We start from the raw sequence: 14,489 nt of genomic DNA, 5'->3' as shown, positions 1-14,489 counted from the left end.
TATGGAGCAGAAGATACCGGTTTCGGTGGTCGTAATAGTAAAGAATGAGGAGAAGAGGATCGCATCCTGCCTCGAGAGCGTTGCATGGGCCGACGATATCGTGATCGTGGACGATATGAGCACGGACAGGACAGTCGAGATCGCCCGCCGCTACACGGACAGGATATTTGAGAGGAAGATGGACATAGAAGGCGTCCACAGGAATTATGCCTACTCCCAGGCGAAGAACGGATGGGTCTTCAGCCTGGATGCCGACGAGATCGTAAGCCCCGAATTGAAGGAAGAGATCGCCCGCGTAGTCAAAGAGGACGCGGATAAGAAGCTTAACGAGTATGTTGTTTTTGCCGTGCCGATGCGCAATTATATCGGCGATCACTGGGTGAAATGGGGCGGCTGGTATCCGGCGCATAAGGACAGGTTCTTCAGGAAGGGAAGGTTTAAATACGAAGAGGCGGCCGTGCACCCGCGCGTCTTCTACGACGGAAAGTGCGGCCGGCTCAACGGCGATATAATACATTATTCCTACGAGAATTTCGCGGAACTTATCGATTCGCTGAACGGCCAGACTTCAAAAGAAGCGGAGAAGTGGTTTTCTACGGGGAAGAAGATGCCTCTGCAGACGGCTTTGTGGCGCACCCTGGACAGGTTCTTCAGGAGTTATGTCGGCAACAAAGGGTATCGCGACGGCGTCATCGGCCTGATGGTGGCGGTGAACGGCGGTCTTTACCAGTTGTTAAGTTACGCCAAATACAGGGAGCTGGCTCGTGGCCAAAAAGCAAAATAAAGTAATATTCCTCGACAGGGACGGGGTCATAAACAAGGACCCAGAACATCTGAAATTCCAATATGTGACCAAGTGGAAGGATTTCAAGTTCCTGCCGGGAGCGAAACGCGCCATAAAGATGCTTACGGACGCCGGGTATTCGATATACATAATCTCCAACCAGGCGGGGATCGCAAAAAAGTATTTCTCGATACGGGACCTTAAACGTATAACTGTTAACATGGCGAGGGAAGCGGAAAAGGCCGGTGGGAAAATAACAGGGGCCTATTACTGCCCGCACCGGACCGAGGATAACTGCGGCTGCCGGAAACCCAAGGCGGGCCTTTTTAAGAAGGCGCTGAAGAGGGGCCCGATAGATTTCAAGAAGACTTTTTTTGTAGGCGACAATATCAGGGATGTCCAGGCCGGGAAGGCGATAGGATGCAGGACCCTTTTGGTGTTGTCCGGTAAGGTAAGGTCGAGGAAGGATGACGGCTGGGAGGCAAAGCCGGACTTTATTAAACGGGACCTTTTGGAAGCCGCGGAATTCATATTAAAGAATGATAGGAGAAATATATGAAGGTATTCATCATCCATGCCCAGGCCGGGGCCGGGCACAAGAGCGCCGCCCTGGCGATAAAAGACGCCTTCGATAAGGCCAACACAGGCCACGATGTCAGGGTAGTAGATTCCCTGGAATACGCGAACCGGCTGTTCAGGTTTACCTATGTCTGGGGATATAACTTCATGGTCTCGAAGGCGCCTTTCCTCTGGACATTCTCGTTCTATTTTACCGATTTCAAGCCGCTGCGGCCGCTTATAAGGACAGTAAGGCGCATGATGAATTTCGTAAACGGGCATAAACTCTACTCCTTCATAAGGAAAGAGAAGCCGGATTGTATAGTCGCTACGCATTTCCTGGCGACGGACATAGTATCCAACCTTAAAATGTCGAAACTCTATGACGGCAAACTCATCACGTGCGTCACGGATTACGGCGTGCATGATTTCTGGATATCGTCCCAGGTGGACATCTATGTCGCTGCGGCCGAATACACCAAGAACGAGCTTGTGAGCAAAGGCATACAGGCCGAAAAGATAAGGGTGCTCGGCATCCCGGTCCAGGAGAAATTCACGAAGAAGCTGGAGCGAGGCGAGGCGATCAAGAAGCTCGGCCTGAAAGAGGGGTTATTTACCGTCCTCATAATCGGGGGCGGGCTCGGCGTCGGCCCGATACCGGAGATGGTCGAGACTATCGCCGGGACATCAGAGCCGTTCCAGCTCATCGTAGTATGCGGCAACAACGAAGGGCTTCTTAAGGAAATAGAGAATATCGCTAAAAAATCAAAAGTATTTATCAAACCTTACGGTTTTGTGGATAACGTGAACGAATTGATGGATGCCTCCGACGTAATGATATCCAAACCCGGCGGCCTGAGCATTTCCGAGGCAATGGTCAAGGGCGTGCCTGTCATAGTCAATACCTATATCCCGGGACAGGAAGAGAGCAACCTTATGTTCCTGGAAAAGCACGGGGTGGGCGTAGGAGTCAAGACCATCGGAGAGACCCTTGACAAGCTTGAGGCCCTTTACAGGTCAAAAGATACCCTCGATACGATGAGGGCGAAGGCGAAACAACTGGGCAAGCCGTCCTCAGCGAGCGATATAGTCCTGCTTGTGCTGGAGACTATCGAGAAGAAATGGTCAACACTCGTAAAGAACTGACCATCGGCGATGTCAACACTCGTAAAGAACTGACCATCGGCTATGACAAATAAGAAAGAACTTGCCGGCATCGCCAGCAAAGCTCGTGAAGAACTTGCCGGCATCGCCAGCAAAACTCGTGAAGAACTTGCCGGCATCGCCCGGGACCTGAGGTCCTATATAGAGGCCGAAAAAGCCGCAGGTACCGCCGATATCATCACGCCTGCCCGGCCGAGAAACGCCGCATCGAATTCTAAGAAATCCGGGTTACTCGATCCGGTAAAAAGAGAAGTATTCTCATGCCGGCGCTGCCCGCTTTATAAGACCAAGAAGAATTACGTATTTTCAGACGGGGATCCCGAAGCCCGGCTGGTATTTGTAGGAGAGGCGCCGGGCGGAGATGAAGATATTCAGGGGGTCCCGTTTGTCGGCCGCGCAGGCCAGCTTTTAACGAAGATGATAGAGGCGATGGGCCTCAGGCGCCAAGACGTCTATATCTGCAACGTCATAAAATGCCGGCCTCCTAACAACAGGGCGCCCCTGCCGGAAGAAGTTGCCGCATGCAAGGATTACCTTCTCAGGCAAGTCGGGATAATCTCGCCTAAGGTCATCTGCTGCCTCGGGAAACATGCCACTGAGGCGCTCCTGGGCACCGAGGTCTTCATAACAAAGATCAGGGGTAAAGAGTTCGAATTTAACGGCGTCACGCTTATCCCCACTTATCATCCCGCATACCTTTTAAGGAATCCTTCCGCCAAGAAAGAAGTATGGCAGGACCTAAAGAAGATAATGAAGATCCTTTCGGAGCAGGATTGACGAATCCGCAGGCAAAAGAGTTCGTTGAAGTAGCGGTGGGCCTTCCCGTCAGGAAGCCGTTCCACTACAGGGTTCCCGCCTCCCTGAAAGAAAAAGTGGAGATCGGCAAGCGTGTTTGGGTCCCTTTCGGCCCGAGGCGGATCGTAGGTTATGTCACAGATCTTGTCGATAAGCCCCGTTTGGAAGGTATAAAGGAGATCCTCTCGGTAATAGACGAGGAGAGCTCGGTGATCAGCGCCGAGCTTCTGGCGCTTACGAAGTGGATCGCCGGTTATTACCACTCGTCGTGGGGAGAGGCTATAGAGGCCGCGCTTCCCGGCCCGCTGAAGAAAGGGAAGATAAAGACAAAGCCCCGCCATCCCTTGGTCGAAGAGGAATACGAGCCCACCGGGAATTTCAAGCCCACGCACGAGCAGGACGCCGCTCTGAGATCCATCAGGGAATCCATATCGAAAGGCAAAAACGACGTCTACCTTCTGCACGGCATCACAGGCAGCGGCAAGACCGAGGTCTATATGCAGTCGATCGAATCGGCGCTCAGATTAGGGAGGTCCGCAATAGTATTGGTGCCGGAGATCTCACTTACGCCCCAGGCGGTCGAACGTTTCAAGTCGAGGTTCGGGAGTATCGTGGCGGTCCTGCACAGCAGGCTTCTTGGGAGCGAAAGATTTTTAGAATGGAAAAAACTTAAGGAAGGGACCGCGAAGATCGCGGTGGGCGCGCGATCAGCCATATTCGCGCCGGTCAAAAACCTCGGCCTGATAGTGATAGATGAAGAACACGAGACGTCCTATAAACAGGACGATGCGCCGAGATATAACGCCAGGGACGTCGCGATAGAACGCGCCAGGTCCGCGGGCGCCGCGGTCATCCTTGGCAGCGCCACCCCGTCCCTTGAAAGTTTCCAGAAGGCGGCGTCAGGCGAATACAAATTACTGAAGATTACCGAGCGCATAGAGAAGAGGGCCCTGCCGAAGGTCGATATAATAGACATGCGCCAGGAGCTTATCGATTCCAGGGAGCCGAAGATATTCTCCCGCGCGCTTGAGCACGCCATATCTCAGGTCCTGAACAGGCACGGCCAGGTGATGCTCTTTATGAACAGGAGGGGTTTCTCGACCTTCATAAACTGCAAGAAGTGCGGCTATGTGGTGACCTGCAAATACTGCAACGTCTCGATGACATATCATTTCGACACAAAGAAGCTTAATTGCCATTACTGTAACTATCAGGCCGGCCCGCCGGAAAAATGCCCCAAATGCAAGAGCGGGGATATCAGGTATTTCGGCATCGGCACGCAAAAGATCGAGAGCGAGGCGGCCAGGCTTTTTCCTGCCGCCAGGATAGCCAGGATGGATACCGACGCGACGGTAAAGAGGGGCTCCCACCGCCAGATACTCTCGGAATTCAAGAAACATAAAATAGATATTCTTGTAGGGACCCAGATGATAGCCAAGGGCCACGACTTCCCGCGGGTGACGCTAGTCGGGGTCGTCTCGGCGGATACGGCTCTCAACCTGCCGGATTTCAGGGCCGGCGAGAGGACATTCAACCTCCTGACGCAGGTCGCGGGCCGCGCGGGCAGAGGATCAGAACCCGGCAGGGTGATCGTCCAGACATTCTCTCCCAACCATTACGCGATAGAAAAGAGCATCGAGCACGATTATGTCGGATTTTTCAACGAGGAGATAAAATTTCGCAAAGAGCTGAATTATCCTCCGTTCACGCATATCGTCGAGATAAAGCTGAGGGGAAAGAAGGAAGAGAGGGTGATAAAGGCCGCGCAGGACCTCGGGGCTGTCCTGAACCTTTTCATCGCCGGCGAAGTCCTTAGCGAAGCTAAGGGAAAGCCGGTGGAGATGGTAGGGCCGGCGCCGGAATTCATATCGAAGATAAAAGGGCAATTCAGGTGGAACCTGCTGCTTAAAGGGCAAGACCCTGCGGTGATCTGCGGATTTATAGACAAAGCCCTGGATAACCTGAAAGGGAAGTCGGGCCTGATTATTACGGTAGATGTAGACCCGATGGGATTGTGATGTCTACTGGTCGAACGAGCCCTTGATGAGGGTCTTTATGGCGTCGAGCTCTTTTATGCCGTGTTCGGCGTCCATATCGCCTGGGTTGGCCTGAAGGGCCGCCTTATAGAAAGCGCGCGCCTTTTCATAATTCTCCATGCCCTTGTAAAGCCCCGCCAGTTTCTTAAGTGTCTTGGAATCTTTGTTATTTATCATCGGGACGCCTTCCAATATCTTTATGGCGTTTAAGGTCTGCCCCTCGCTCAGGAAGCAATCGGCTATAGCGTTCAGGATCGCGGAATTTCCCGGGTCCGCCTTCATTGCCTTCTCGAACTGATAGATCGCCTCCCACGTCTTGCCCGCTTTTTGGAGCGACATCCCGCCCATCATACTGATAAACCCGAATATTTTTCCGGTGACCAATTTAATTATATTCGGATGATGCCTTTGCTGCTCCCAAAGGGAGAGCCAGAGGTAGAAGCGCGCCTCCGCGAAATCCTGTTTTAAGGCGAGCGCGGAACTGAAGAGCTCTATAGCGTAACCGAAATTTTCTCTTTTGACGGCCTCAAGGCCTTTTTGATAATAATCGCTTACCTGTTTCGGAAGATTAGCTAAATCCGCTTCGTCCATGCTTGTGCTCCTTTTACCTGATTATAGAGCATCGGGGCGGAGAGGTCAACTTTTTTTTGGATTTGGTTTTTTCGTGGGTTTATAGTAGAATAGTGCCATGTCCATCTTACAAGTACGCAAATATCCGGATCCTGTCCTCAAGAAGAAGGCCCAGCCGGTCAAAACCGTGACCGAGCGCGAGAGGAGCCTTATCGAGGATATGATCGAGACGATGAAGCTCTCCGAAGGGGTGGGTCTCGCGGCCACGCAGGTAGGGGTATCTAAAAGGATCATCGTCTTCAACCCGTCTTGCGATGAGTGGCGGGCCGACGCGCTCATTAACCCTGTCATAGTAAAAAAGCGCGGAAGCGAGAAAAAAGAGGAGGGCTGCCTGAGCCTGCCCGGGATAAACGGGCCGGTCAGCCGCAGCACCTATGTCCGGGTCGAAGGGGTTGATATAAAGGGAAAGCCCGTCTGTTTTGAGGCGAGAGGCCTTTTAGCCAGGATATGCCAGCATGAGATAGACCACCTGGACGGCATTCTCTTCATCGACAGGCTCAGCCCTGTCAAGCGTTTCATGGCGAAACGCAAACTCAAAAAAGAGCTCAAATGACGATAGTCTTCTTCGGCACGTCCGGATTCGCGGTCCCGAGCCTCGTGAAATTGAGCAAATTCCACGATATCGCGGCCGTTGTCACCAAACCTGACAGGCCGAAGGGCAGGAACCTGAAACCGGCCCCGTCTCTCGTAAAGATAAAAGCGGATTCCCTGGACATACCCGTTACCTCGATAGACGACATCTCTTCCGCCCGCGCCCTGGACGAACTCAAAAAATACAAGGCGGACCTCTTCGTCGTCATCGCGTATGGGAAGATACTCCCGGGCGAGATACTCTCTTTGCCGAAGATTTATTCAATAGGCCTCCACGCTTCCCTGCTCCCGAAATACAGGGGAGCCTCGCCGATAAACTGGGCGATATTGAACGGCGAAGAGAAGACCGGCGTCACCGTTTTCAAGTTGAGCGGAAAGATGGATGCCGGCGAGATAATAACGCAAAAAGACGCGGATATCCTCGATTCCGATAATGCCGAGACGCTCTCCGAAAAACTCTCGAATCTTGGCGCTAACCTGCTTGTCAGGGCGGTGGATTCCATAGAGGAGCGGAAAGCGCAATTTATAAAACAGGATGAATCCGAAGCCAGTCTCACCCCTAAGTTGAAGAAAGAGGACGGCAGGATAGTCTGGGATAAGCCGGCTTCCGAGGTTCATAATAAGGTCAGGGCTTTTTACGGCTGGCCCGGGGCGTTTTCCAGCCTTAACGGCAGGATAATAAAGATATGGGCCACAGAGCCCTCGGACCTGCCGGCGCAAAAAGGCCAGTCGCCCGGCAGGATAGCCGCGCTCGACAGCGGCGGAATAACCGTAGCTTGCGGCAGCGGCTTCCTCAGGATAAAAGAGCTGCAGCCCGAGGGCGGCAAACGTATGAAGGCCAAGGATTACGTTCTCGGGAACAAGGTTTCAGTCGGCGACAGCTTCGTTAATTGACTTGAATTCCCTCCCGCATATGATATAATATTCCTTTGAATTTCCAAAAATTTCTATGATAAACAACAAAGTTGCGCCCAGCGAATTAATACGACGTGATTTCCAACATCTCAAAGAGACCGAAGAGCTAAACACTACCGATGAGATAGCGGAACTGCTTTTCATCCAGTCACTCGAAGGAAGGTCCCACAACGGCGCGGGAGCCTTCCAGAAGAGCTTTTACGTCAACACGACCATCGACGATATCGTCCGCGCGCTTAAGTTCGACCCGAACAAGGTCAAGACCAGGCGCCAGATGCTCATAGACGACATCACCGGGTTCGTTGAGGATACTATCAAGGGGAAACCGAGGACGCGCCTCGTTAACGGCAAAGGCGAACCGTTCATCGGCGTACCTGACCTCAAGGATATCGAAGTGAACGCCCATGACGTCCTCAGGGGCATATATATCGGCGGCCTCAGGGATGATCCTGGCCCGCGTGCGGCGGCAGAAGAGAAATTTGGGATAACGATCGGTTATGGCAAGTGTTATCCGATAAATCTCGATGTGATGGATAAGATGAATCTCGACGGTGAATTGCTCGCCCACCGTGAACACGCCGGTTCGATAGAGGCGTTCAAAAGAGCGGGCCTTATCATCGCCGAAGCTGACCTCCAGAAGGTCGCGCCTGACAAGATAAGATACCTTTATATAAGGCATAAGATCGGGCCGGGCCAGTCGGATGACGGGGCACTCGTTGCCGCGGGAATGGTATATAACAAGAACGTGGCGCTCGGGATATTCCTGGCCGACGCGATCGATACTCTGGAAAAATACGTTCACCTGTATAAGGACCAGGACGACGAGCTGGGCTATTACATTTCGAAAAATTGGCCGGGCCTGAACGTCTCGATGGATGAAGTCCTCGAGATAACTTACATGGCCGCGGTTCCGGAAGAACTCGACGACATAATGCCGGACAGCTCTTTGAGGTATTTCCTTTCGATAGACAGGCAGATCGGGCAGTGCGCGCTCCAGAGCCACCTTAATTTCATAGACAAGAAGCCGTATTTCCCGATGTTCATAAGTTTCAATAGGACTCTATCTTCGGAATTTTATACATATATACGCAACAGGGTCAACTCGCTCAAGAACCTCCAGGCCGTCGTCACGTCAGATACGGTCATGAAGGGGCTCGAGATGCCGGTAAACAGCTTCCTGAAGCGGCCCGCGATAGTCGTGAAATCGGGCGTACCGCTTAAGGACGCGCTGGAGAAGATGAAAGCTGCTGGCGCGGAGTTCCTGGTCATACAGGACGAGAACAACGCCGTGCAGGGCGTAATATCGCTGCATGACCTGATAAAGCTTATGATGGAAAACGGAAAGCGCGAATAGATGCCTGAATTCAGAAAAGACCCTATAATCGGAAGGTGGGTGATAGTTGCGACCGAAAGGGCGCGCCGGCCCACCGATTTTGTGCCTCATTCCGTATCCGAGGAGAAGATGGCCGAACCTCCCTGCCCGTTCTGCGAGGGGAAGGAAGACCAGACGCCTCAGCCGGAGATCTTTGCGATCCGCAACCCCGGCACAAAACCGTGTACGCCCGGATGGAAAGTCAGGGTCGTTCCCTCAGTCTCGCCGGTCCTTAAGGTGGAAGGCAAGGTCGAAAGGCACGGGAGGGGAATGTATGACGTGGTAAACGGCATCGGCGCCCACGAGATAATCGTCGAGACCCCGCAGCACATCTACAATATGGCAGACCTGCCCGAGCAGCAGATTACCGATTCAATAACCGCGTACATAGAGCGCATCACCGACCTCGGCAGGGACCCGCGTTTGAAATACGCCCTCCTCTTTAAAAATTACGGCCTCGCGGCGGGCTCTGGAAGGATAAGGCACGCCCATTCGCAGCTGATAGCAATGCCCGTAAACCCGATACGCCTTAAGGATGAACTGGTCGGCGCGCGCCAGTACTTTGAATACAAGGAACGCTGTATATTCTGTGATGTCATAAAGCAGGAGTTGGACACCGGAAAGCGGATCGTGGCCGACGTGGACGGTTTCGTTGCGTTCGCGCCTTTCGCGTCGAGGTTCCCGTTCGAAACGTGGATCCTTCCTAAGAAACACAGCGCGGATTTCGCGCATCTTTCTGTCGACAAGAGGGCGGATTTGGCGAGGACGCTCAAGCTCGTGCTCACGAAATTGAAGAAAGCTCTCGTCGATCCGGCGTATAATATAATACTCCATACCGCGCCGTTCCGCGTACCCAAGGCCGGATACTGGAGGACGATAGACGACGATTTCCACTGGCACCTCGAGATAATGCCGAGGCTTACAAGGGTCGCAGGTTTCGAGTGGGGCAGCGGGTTCTATATTAACCCCACCCCGCCTGAAGACGCGGCCAAATACCTAAGCGGGATAGAATGACAAATGGCTGAATTACGCAGGGACCCGATAACAGGCAGGTGGGTTATAATAGAGATTGACAAGGTCAAGAACCCCTCCGACTACGAGGTCGAGACCCATGTCAAGAGGGGCGGCGTCTGCCCGTTCTGTCCCGGAAACGAGAGCATGACCCCGCCGGAGATCTACGCGGCCCGTGAAGGCAGCAAACCTAACGCGCCGGGCTGGCAGGTGCGCGTCATCCCGAATAAATTCCCCGCCTTGAGGGTAGAGGGCAACCTCGACAGGATCGGCATCGGGATGTATGACATGATGAACGGCATCGGCGCGCACGAGGTCATCATCGAGAATCCCGACCATAACAAGGAACTCGCCGATATGCTGGACAGTGATATAGAGAAGGTAATATGGGCGTGCCGTAACAGGTGTCTCGACCTAAAAGGTGACAAGAGGTTCAAGTATATCCTGATATTCAAGAATTACGGGGTATCGGCCGGCGCGTCGCTGGAACACCCCCATTCGCAACTGATCGCGCTGCCCATCATCCCGAAGCGCGTGGTCGAGGAGATCCGTTGGGCGGAGAGATATTATGAGTATAGGGAGAGATGCGTATTCTGCGATATGGTGAACCAGGAACTCGAAGACAGGGAGCGGGTCATAGCCGAGAACAAGGGCTTCATCGCGTTCGCGCCTTTCGTATCGAGGTTCCCGTTCGAATTTTCCATATTCCCGAAGCTCCACAGCGCCGAGTTCAGCTACATCCAGAAAGAAGAGATCACAGACCTCGCGCGGATACTAAAGGAGACGCTCGTGCGCATGAAATTGGCCTTGAAAGATCCCTCATATAATTTTATAATACATACTTCTCCCATAGATTCCCGCGAAAGAGCGGATTACCACTGGCATATCGAAGTCATGCCCAGGTTGGGAAGGACGGCTGGATTCGAGTGGGGCACGGGTTTCTACCTGAACCAGACCCCGCCCGAGGTAGCCGCCTGGGCTTTAAGGGAAGTATCCCTGTAAAAAACAAAAGAAAAAGGAGGAAGTTGAAATGGCTGTGAAAGTTGGTATCAACGGTTTCGGAAGGATAGGCCGTCTTGTAGCCAGGGCAATACTCGAAAAAAAGAGCAAAGACCTTGAACTGGTCGCGGTAAACGATATAACCGACGCGAAAACCAACGCATATCTCTTAAAATATGATTCTGTCCACGGCAGGTTCCCCGGTGAAGTAAAGGCCGCGTCCGAGGATACGATATCTGTCGACGGAAAAATAATCAAAGTCCTTGCAAAGAGAGACCCTTCGGAACTTCCCTGGAAAGACCTCGGCGTGGAGATCGTCATAGAATCGACCGGCCTTTTCACGATCAAGAAGGACGGCGTCAATAAGAAGGGCAAGGAAGTCAAGGGAGCCGAGAACCACATCACCAAAGGCGGCGCGAAAAAAGTCATTATTTCCGCTCCTGCCCAGGACGAGGACATAACTATAGTCATGGGCGTGAACGAGGACAAATACGACCCGAAGAACCATAATGTCATTTCGAACGCTTCGTGCACGACGAATTGCCTCGCCCCGCTGGCAAAAGTATTGAACGACAAATACGGGATAGTCAAAGGCCTGATGACAACGATACACGCTTATACCAATGACCAGAAACTCCAGGACCAGGCGCATTCAGACCTGCGCAGGTCTCGCGCGGCCGCGTTATCGATGATACCGACGTCGACCGGCGCAGCGAAGGCCCTTTCGCTGGTCATTCCGGAACTTAAAGGCAAGCTTGACGGTTTCTCGATGAGGGTGCCGTGCGCCAACGTGTCGGTAGTCGACCTTACCGCGACACTCGGCAAGAAAGTTACGGCCGAAGAGATAAATGCCGTATTAAAAGAAGCTGCTGAAGGCAAGTTGAAGGGGATCCTCGGCTATACCGAAGACCCGGTCGTATCGGTCGATTTCAACCATTGCTCCTTGAGCTCTATCATTGACGCGAAGAGCACCAAGGTCATCGGAGACGATTTCGTAAAGGTCCTTTCGTGGTATGACAACGAATGGGGATATTCGAACAGGGTCGTAGACCTCTGCGAATATATCGTGAAGAAAGGCCTTTAAAATATGAACAAGCTGACAATAAAAGACCTGGACCTTAAAGGGAAGCGCGTATTGATGCGCGTCGACTTTAATGTCCCGCTAGACGACAAGCTCAATATAACCGATGACACGAGGATAAGGGCGACTTTGCCGACGATAAAATACGCGCTCGACAAAGGGGCAAAACTTATCCTGATGAGCCATCTCGGCAGGCCGGACGGCAAGGTCATAGCTAAGTACAGCCTCGCCCCGTGCGCCGCGAAGCTTAGCCAATTGCTAGGCAAGCCGGTGAAGATGGCGAAAGACTGCGTCGGGCCCGACGTCAAGGCGATGGCAGATGCCATGAAACCGGGCGAGTGCATCCTCCTCGAGAACCTGCGTTTCCACGCAGAGGAAGAAGCCAACGACGCGAATTTCGCTAAAGAGCTCGCGAGCCTCGGAGACGTATTCGTAAATGACGCTTTCGGGACCGCGCACCGCGCGCACGCATCGACAGAGGGCGTGACGAAATACCTGAAGTCGGCTGCGGGTTTCCTTCTTGAAAAAGAGATCGAATATCTCGAAGATAAGGTCATGAACCCGGCCAAGCCGTTTGTGACGATACTCGGCGGCGCGAAGGTCTCGGACAAGATAGGCGTCATCGAGAACCTCCTGGACAAGGCAGATTCAATACTCATCGGCGGCGGGATGGCTTATACTTTTTATGCGGCGCAGGGCAAATCGATAGGCGCCTCTAAGGTCGAGAAGGACAAGATAGATATCGCGAAATTGCTTCTCGAGAAAGCCAAACAGAAGAAAGTCAATATCGTCCTGCCGGTCGATAATATCATCGCCGATAAATTCGACGCGAACGCGAACACCAAAGTCGTAGGCGACCAGATCCCTGACGGATGGATGGGATTGGATGTGGGTCCTAAGACCGTAGAGGTGTTTAAGAACGTCTTAAAGAGCGCCAGGACCATCGTATGGAACGGCCCGCTCGGCGTATTCGAGATGGATAAATTCTCCAAGGGAACCGAAGAGGTCGCGAAATATATCGCCTGCCTTTCCGGAGGATGTTCATGCTGCGGCGGGAGCAAGGTGATATCGATAATCGGCGGCGGCGATACGGCTGCCGCGATAGCGAAGTTCAAGCTTGAAGACAAGATGACGCATATATCCACGGGCGGGGGAGCTTCCCTCGAGTACCTGGAAGGAAAGGTTTTACCGGGTATTAAAGCTTTAACTGATAAGTAATGTCAGCGGGTGACTGCCGACGGAGCCCTTGGCCCTTTTGCACGAAGCAAAAGGGACGAGGTGCTCGGCAGGCAGGACCCGCCCTCATAAAGGTTATTGGTTGAAAGGATATAATGAGAAAACCTATAATCGCAGGCAACTGGAAGATGTACAAGACCTCAGGCGAGGCGCTTGAGCTCGTCAACGGTCTTAAGAATGAATTAAAAGACGAGACCGCGGTAGAGGTGGTGGTCTGTCCGCCTTTTACCTCGATATCTAAAGTCGCAGAAGCGCTCAATGGCTCGAACATCGGATACGGCGCGCAGGATATCTACTGGGAAGAGGAAGGCGCCTACACCGGTGAAGTAGCTCCTAAGATGCTCACTGACCTCGGCTGTAAATTCTGCATAATCGGGCATTCTGAGCGCAGGACGTATTTCCACGAGACTAATGAGACGGTTAACAAGAAGGTTAAAGCCGCTTTAAAGCACGGCCTTACGCCGATAATGTGCGTGGGCGAGCGCCTCGAAGAGCGTGATTCCGGAAAGACTTTTGATGTGGTAAAGAACCATGTAGAAGGCGGGTTAGCAGGCCTCCCTAAAGAGGATGTCGCCAAAATAGTCATTGCCTATGAACCTGTCTGGGCGATCGGGACCGGAAGGACCGCTACGCCGGAACAGGCGCAGGAAGTCCATAAATATATCCGCGAGCTGCTCAAGAAAGCTTACGGCGAGGATGTCTCCTCAAAAGTGAGGATACAATACGGCGGGAGCGTAAAACCCGATAACACAAAGAGTATTATGGCCGGGCCTGATATCGACGGGGCGCTGGTCGGAGGGGCGAGCCTTAAGGTAAAGGACTTCGCCGAAATAGTAAGACAAGGTAAAAAATGAATTTAGTTCCCCTGTGGGGGATTTAATTCGGCCTAATGGTTTACATCGCGCAAGCGATGTAAACCATGGCCTCATTTAAAAAGGAGTAGAAATAAGATGTTCGCGTTCTTGATAACTTTGCATGTGATCGCGTGTTTAGTCCTGATAATGGTCATACTGCTACAGGCGGGTAAGGGCGGCGGGATATCCGAGACGTTCGGCGGGAGCGGCGGCCTCCAGTCTATGCTGGGGACCAAGGCGTCGTCTTTCCTTACGAAGGCGACTGCCGCTTGCGCTGTTCTCTTCCTGGTGACCTCTATGACCCTGGCGCTGATGAGCACCGAAAGGTCCGGCTCAATAGTCGAGAGGGAAGTCACGAAGGAAGAAAAGAAGGCCCCGGCTAAGGCAGCGGGCGAGGCGCCCCAGACGAACCTGCCTCCGGCCGGCACGACCGGACAACAGGCTCCTAATAAGTAAAACAGGG

General features: G+C 52.9%; 15 protein-coding genes. 14 read left to right on the top strand and 1 reads right to left on the bottom strand.

Annotated features, from left to right (window positions below):
- The first annotated feature begins 1 nt into the window (after position 1).
- From PHO67_02125 to priA, 5 genes are read left to right on the top strand one after another with little or no spacing between them, the layout of a single operon-like run.
- Positions 2-784 (top strand): glycosyltransferase family 2 protein, encoded by a 783-nt coding sequence (locus PHO67_02125; GenBank protein MDD5545944.1) that lies wholly within the window; start codon positions 2-4, stop codon positions 782-784.
- A complete protein-coding gene (locus tag PHO67_02120) occupies positions 765-1,343 on the top strand; it encodes an HAD family hydrolase (protein ID MDD5545943.1) in 579 nt (192 codons plus the stop codon). The genes PHO67_02125 and PHO67_02120 overlap by 20 nt, the downstream gene beginning before the upstream one ends.
- Positions 1,340-2,488: a glycosyltransferase gene (locus PHO67_02115; GenBank protein MDD5545942.1), complete on the top strand. Its 1,149-nt coding sequence runs from the start codon at positions 1,340-1,342 to the stop codon at positions 2,486-2,488. Before PHO67_02120 ends, PHO67_02115 begins: the two co-directional genes overlap by 4 nt.
- A gap of 42 nt (positions 2,489-2,530) precedes the next feature.
- Positions 2,531-3,283 carry a uracil-DNA glycosylase gene (locus PHO67_02110; GenBank protein MDD5545941.1) on the top strand — a complete coding sequence of 251 codons (753 nt, stop codon included), beginning with the start codon at positions 2,531-2,533 and terminating at the stop codon, positions 3,281-3,283.
- Positions 3,235-5,319, top strand: a complete 2,085-nt coding sequence (gene priA, locus PHO67_02105; protein ID MDD5545940.1) for a primosomal protein N' — start codon at positions 3,235-3,237, stop codon at positions 5,317-5,319. The genes PHO67_02110 and priA overlap by 49 nt, the downstream gene beginning before the upstream one ends.
- A gap of 3 nt (positions 5,320-5,322) precedes the next feature.
- On the opposite strand, the gene PHO67_02100 is transcribed toward priA, so the two are convergent.
- Complete coding sequence (locus PHO67_02100; protein ID MDD5545939.1) at positions 5,323-5,928, bottom strand: tetratricopeptide repeat protein; 606 nt, start codon at positions 5,926-5,928, stop codon at positions 5,323-5,325.
- Between the two features lie 97 nt (positions 5,929-6,025).
- On the opposite strand from PHO67_02100, the gene def reads away from it, so the two are divergent.
- From def to secG, 9 genes are all read left to right on the top strand, one after another.
- Positions 6,026-6,520, top strand: a complete 495-nt coding sequence (gene def, locus PHO67_02095; protein ID MDD5545938.1) for a peptide deformylase — start codon at positions 6,026-6,028, stop codon at positions 6,518-6,520.
- On the top strand, positions 6,517-7,452 hold the full coding sequence (fmt, locus tag PHO67_02090; protein ID MDD5545937.1) for a methionyl-tRNA formyltransferase: 936 nt from the start codon (positions 6,517-6,519) through the stop codon (positions 7,450-7,452). The genes def and fmt overlap by 4 nt, the downstream gene beginning before the upstream one ends.
- A gap of 55 nt (positions 7,453-7,507) precedes the next feature.
- Positions 7,508-8,827: a CBS domain-containing protein gene (locus PHO67_02085; protein ID MDD5545936.1), complete on the top strand. Its 1,320-nt coding sequence runs from the start codon at positions 7,508-7,510 to the stop codon at positions 8,825-8,827.
- Entirely contained in the window at positions 8,828-9,859 is a 1,032-nt protein-coding gene (locus tag PHO67_02080) for a galactose-1-phosphate uridylyltransferase (GenBank protein ID MDD5545935.1), read from the top strand.
- A gap of 3 nt (positions 9,860-9,862) precedes the next feature.
- Complete coding sequence (gene galT, locus PHO67_02075) at positions 9,863-10,858, top strand: galactose-1-phosphate uridylyltransferase (protein ID MDD5545934.1); 996 nt, start codon at positions 9,863-9,865, stop codon at positions 10,856-10,858.
- Between the two features lie 28 nt (positions 10,859-10,886).
- Positions 10,887-11,939, top strand: coding sequence for a type I glyceraldehyde-3-phosphate dehydrogenase (gene gap / locus PHO67_02070; protein ID MDD5545933.1), 1,053 nt, complete (start codon positions 10,887-10,889; stop codon positions 11,937-11,939).
- A gap of 3 nt (positions 11,940-11,942) precedes the next feature.
- Entirely contained in the window at positions 11,943-13,154 is a 1,212-nt protein-coding gene (locus tag PHO67_02065; protein ID MDD5545932.1) for a phosphoglycerate kinase, read from the top strand.
- A 113-nt stretch (positions 13,155-13,267) separates the two neighbouring features.
- The gene (gene tpiA, locus PHO67_02060) at positions 13,268-14,026 is read left to right on the top strand and encodes a triose-phosphate isomerase (GenBank protein MDD5545931.1); all 759 of its coding nucleotides are present in this window, start codon (positions 13,268-13,270) and stop codon (positions 14,024-14,026) included.
- A 96-nt stretch (positions 14,027-14,122) separates the two neighbouring features.
- On the top strand, positions 14,123-14,482 hold the full coding sequence (secG, locus tag PHO67_02055; protein ID MDD5545930.1) for a preprotein translocase subunit SecG: 360 nt from the start codon (positions 14,123-14,125) through the stop codon (positions 14,480-14,482).
- Positions 14,483-14,489 lie beyond the last annotated feature (7 nt).

The sequence above is a fragment of the Candidatus Omnitrophota bacterium genome, assembly GCA_028716565.1.
Taxonomy (GTDB): domain Bacteria; phylum Omnitrophota; class Gorgyraeia; order Pluralincolimonadales; family Pluralincolimonadaceae; genus Pluralincolimonas.
The sequence above is the reverse complement of the archived record's forward strand: the minus strand, read 5'-3'. Positions and strand labels throughout refer to the sequence as shown.

Coding starts and splice junctions, on each gene's coding strand:
- PHO67_02115 (MDD5545942.1), top strand. CDS start 1,340: ATGAAGGTATTCATCATCCATGCCCAGGCCGGGGCCGGGCACAAGAGC.
- tpiA (MDD5545931.1), top strand. CDS start 13,268: ATGAGAAAACCTATAATCGCAGGCAACTGGAAGATGTACAAGACCTCA.
- PHO67_02065 (MDD5545932.1), top strand. CDS start 11,943: ATGAACAAGCTGACAATAAAAGACCTGGACCTTAAAGGGAAGCGCGTA.
- priA (MDD5545940.1), top strand. CDS start 3,235: ATGGCAGGACCTAAAGAAGATAATGAAGATCCTTTCGGAGCAGGATTG.
- gap (MDD5545933.1), top strand. CDS start 10,887: ATGGCTGTGAAAGTTGGTATCAACGGTTTCGGAAGGATAGGCCGTCTT.
- secG (MDD5545930.1), top strand. CDS start 14,123: ATGTTCGCGTTCTTGATAACTTTGCATGTGATCGCGTGTTTAGTCCTG.
- PHO67_02125 (MDD5545944.1), top strand. CDS start 2: ATGGAGCAGAAGATACCGGTTTCGGTGGTCGTAATAGTAAAGAATGAG.
- fmt (MDD5545937.1), top strand. CDS start 6,517: ATGACGATAGTCTTCTTCGGCACGTCCGGATTCGCGGTCCCGAGCCTC.
- PHO67_02110 (MDD5545941.1), top strand. CDS start 2,531: ATGACAAATAAGAAAGAACTTGCCGGCATCGCCAGCAAAGCTCGTGAA.
- PHO67_02080 (MDD5545935.1), top strand. CDS start 8,828: ATGCCTGAATTCAGAAAAGACCCTATAATCGGAAGGTGGGTGATAGTT.
- PHO67_02085 (MDD5545936.1), top strand. CDS start 7,508: ATGATAAACAACAAAGTTGCGCCCAGCGAATTAATACGACGTGATTTC.
- galT (MDD5545934.1), top strand. CDS start 9,863: ATGGCTGAATTACGCAGGGACCCGATAACAGGCAGGTGGGTTATAATA.
- PHO67_02100 (MDD5545939.1), bottom strand. CDS start 5,928: ATGGACGAAGCGGATTTAGCTAATCTTCCGAAACAGGTAAGCGATTAT.
- def (MDD5545938.1), top strand. CDS start 6,026: ATGTCCATCTTACAAGTACGCAAATATCCGGATCCTGTCCTCAAGAAG.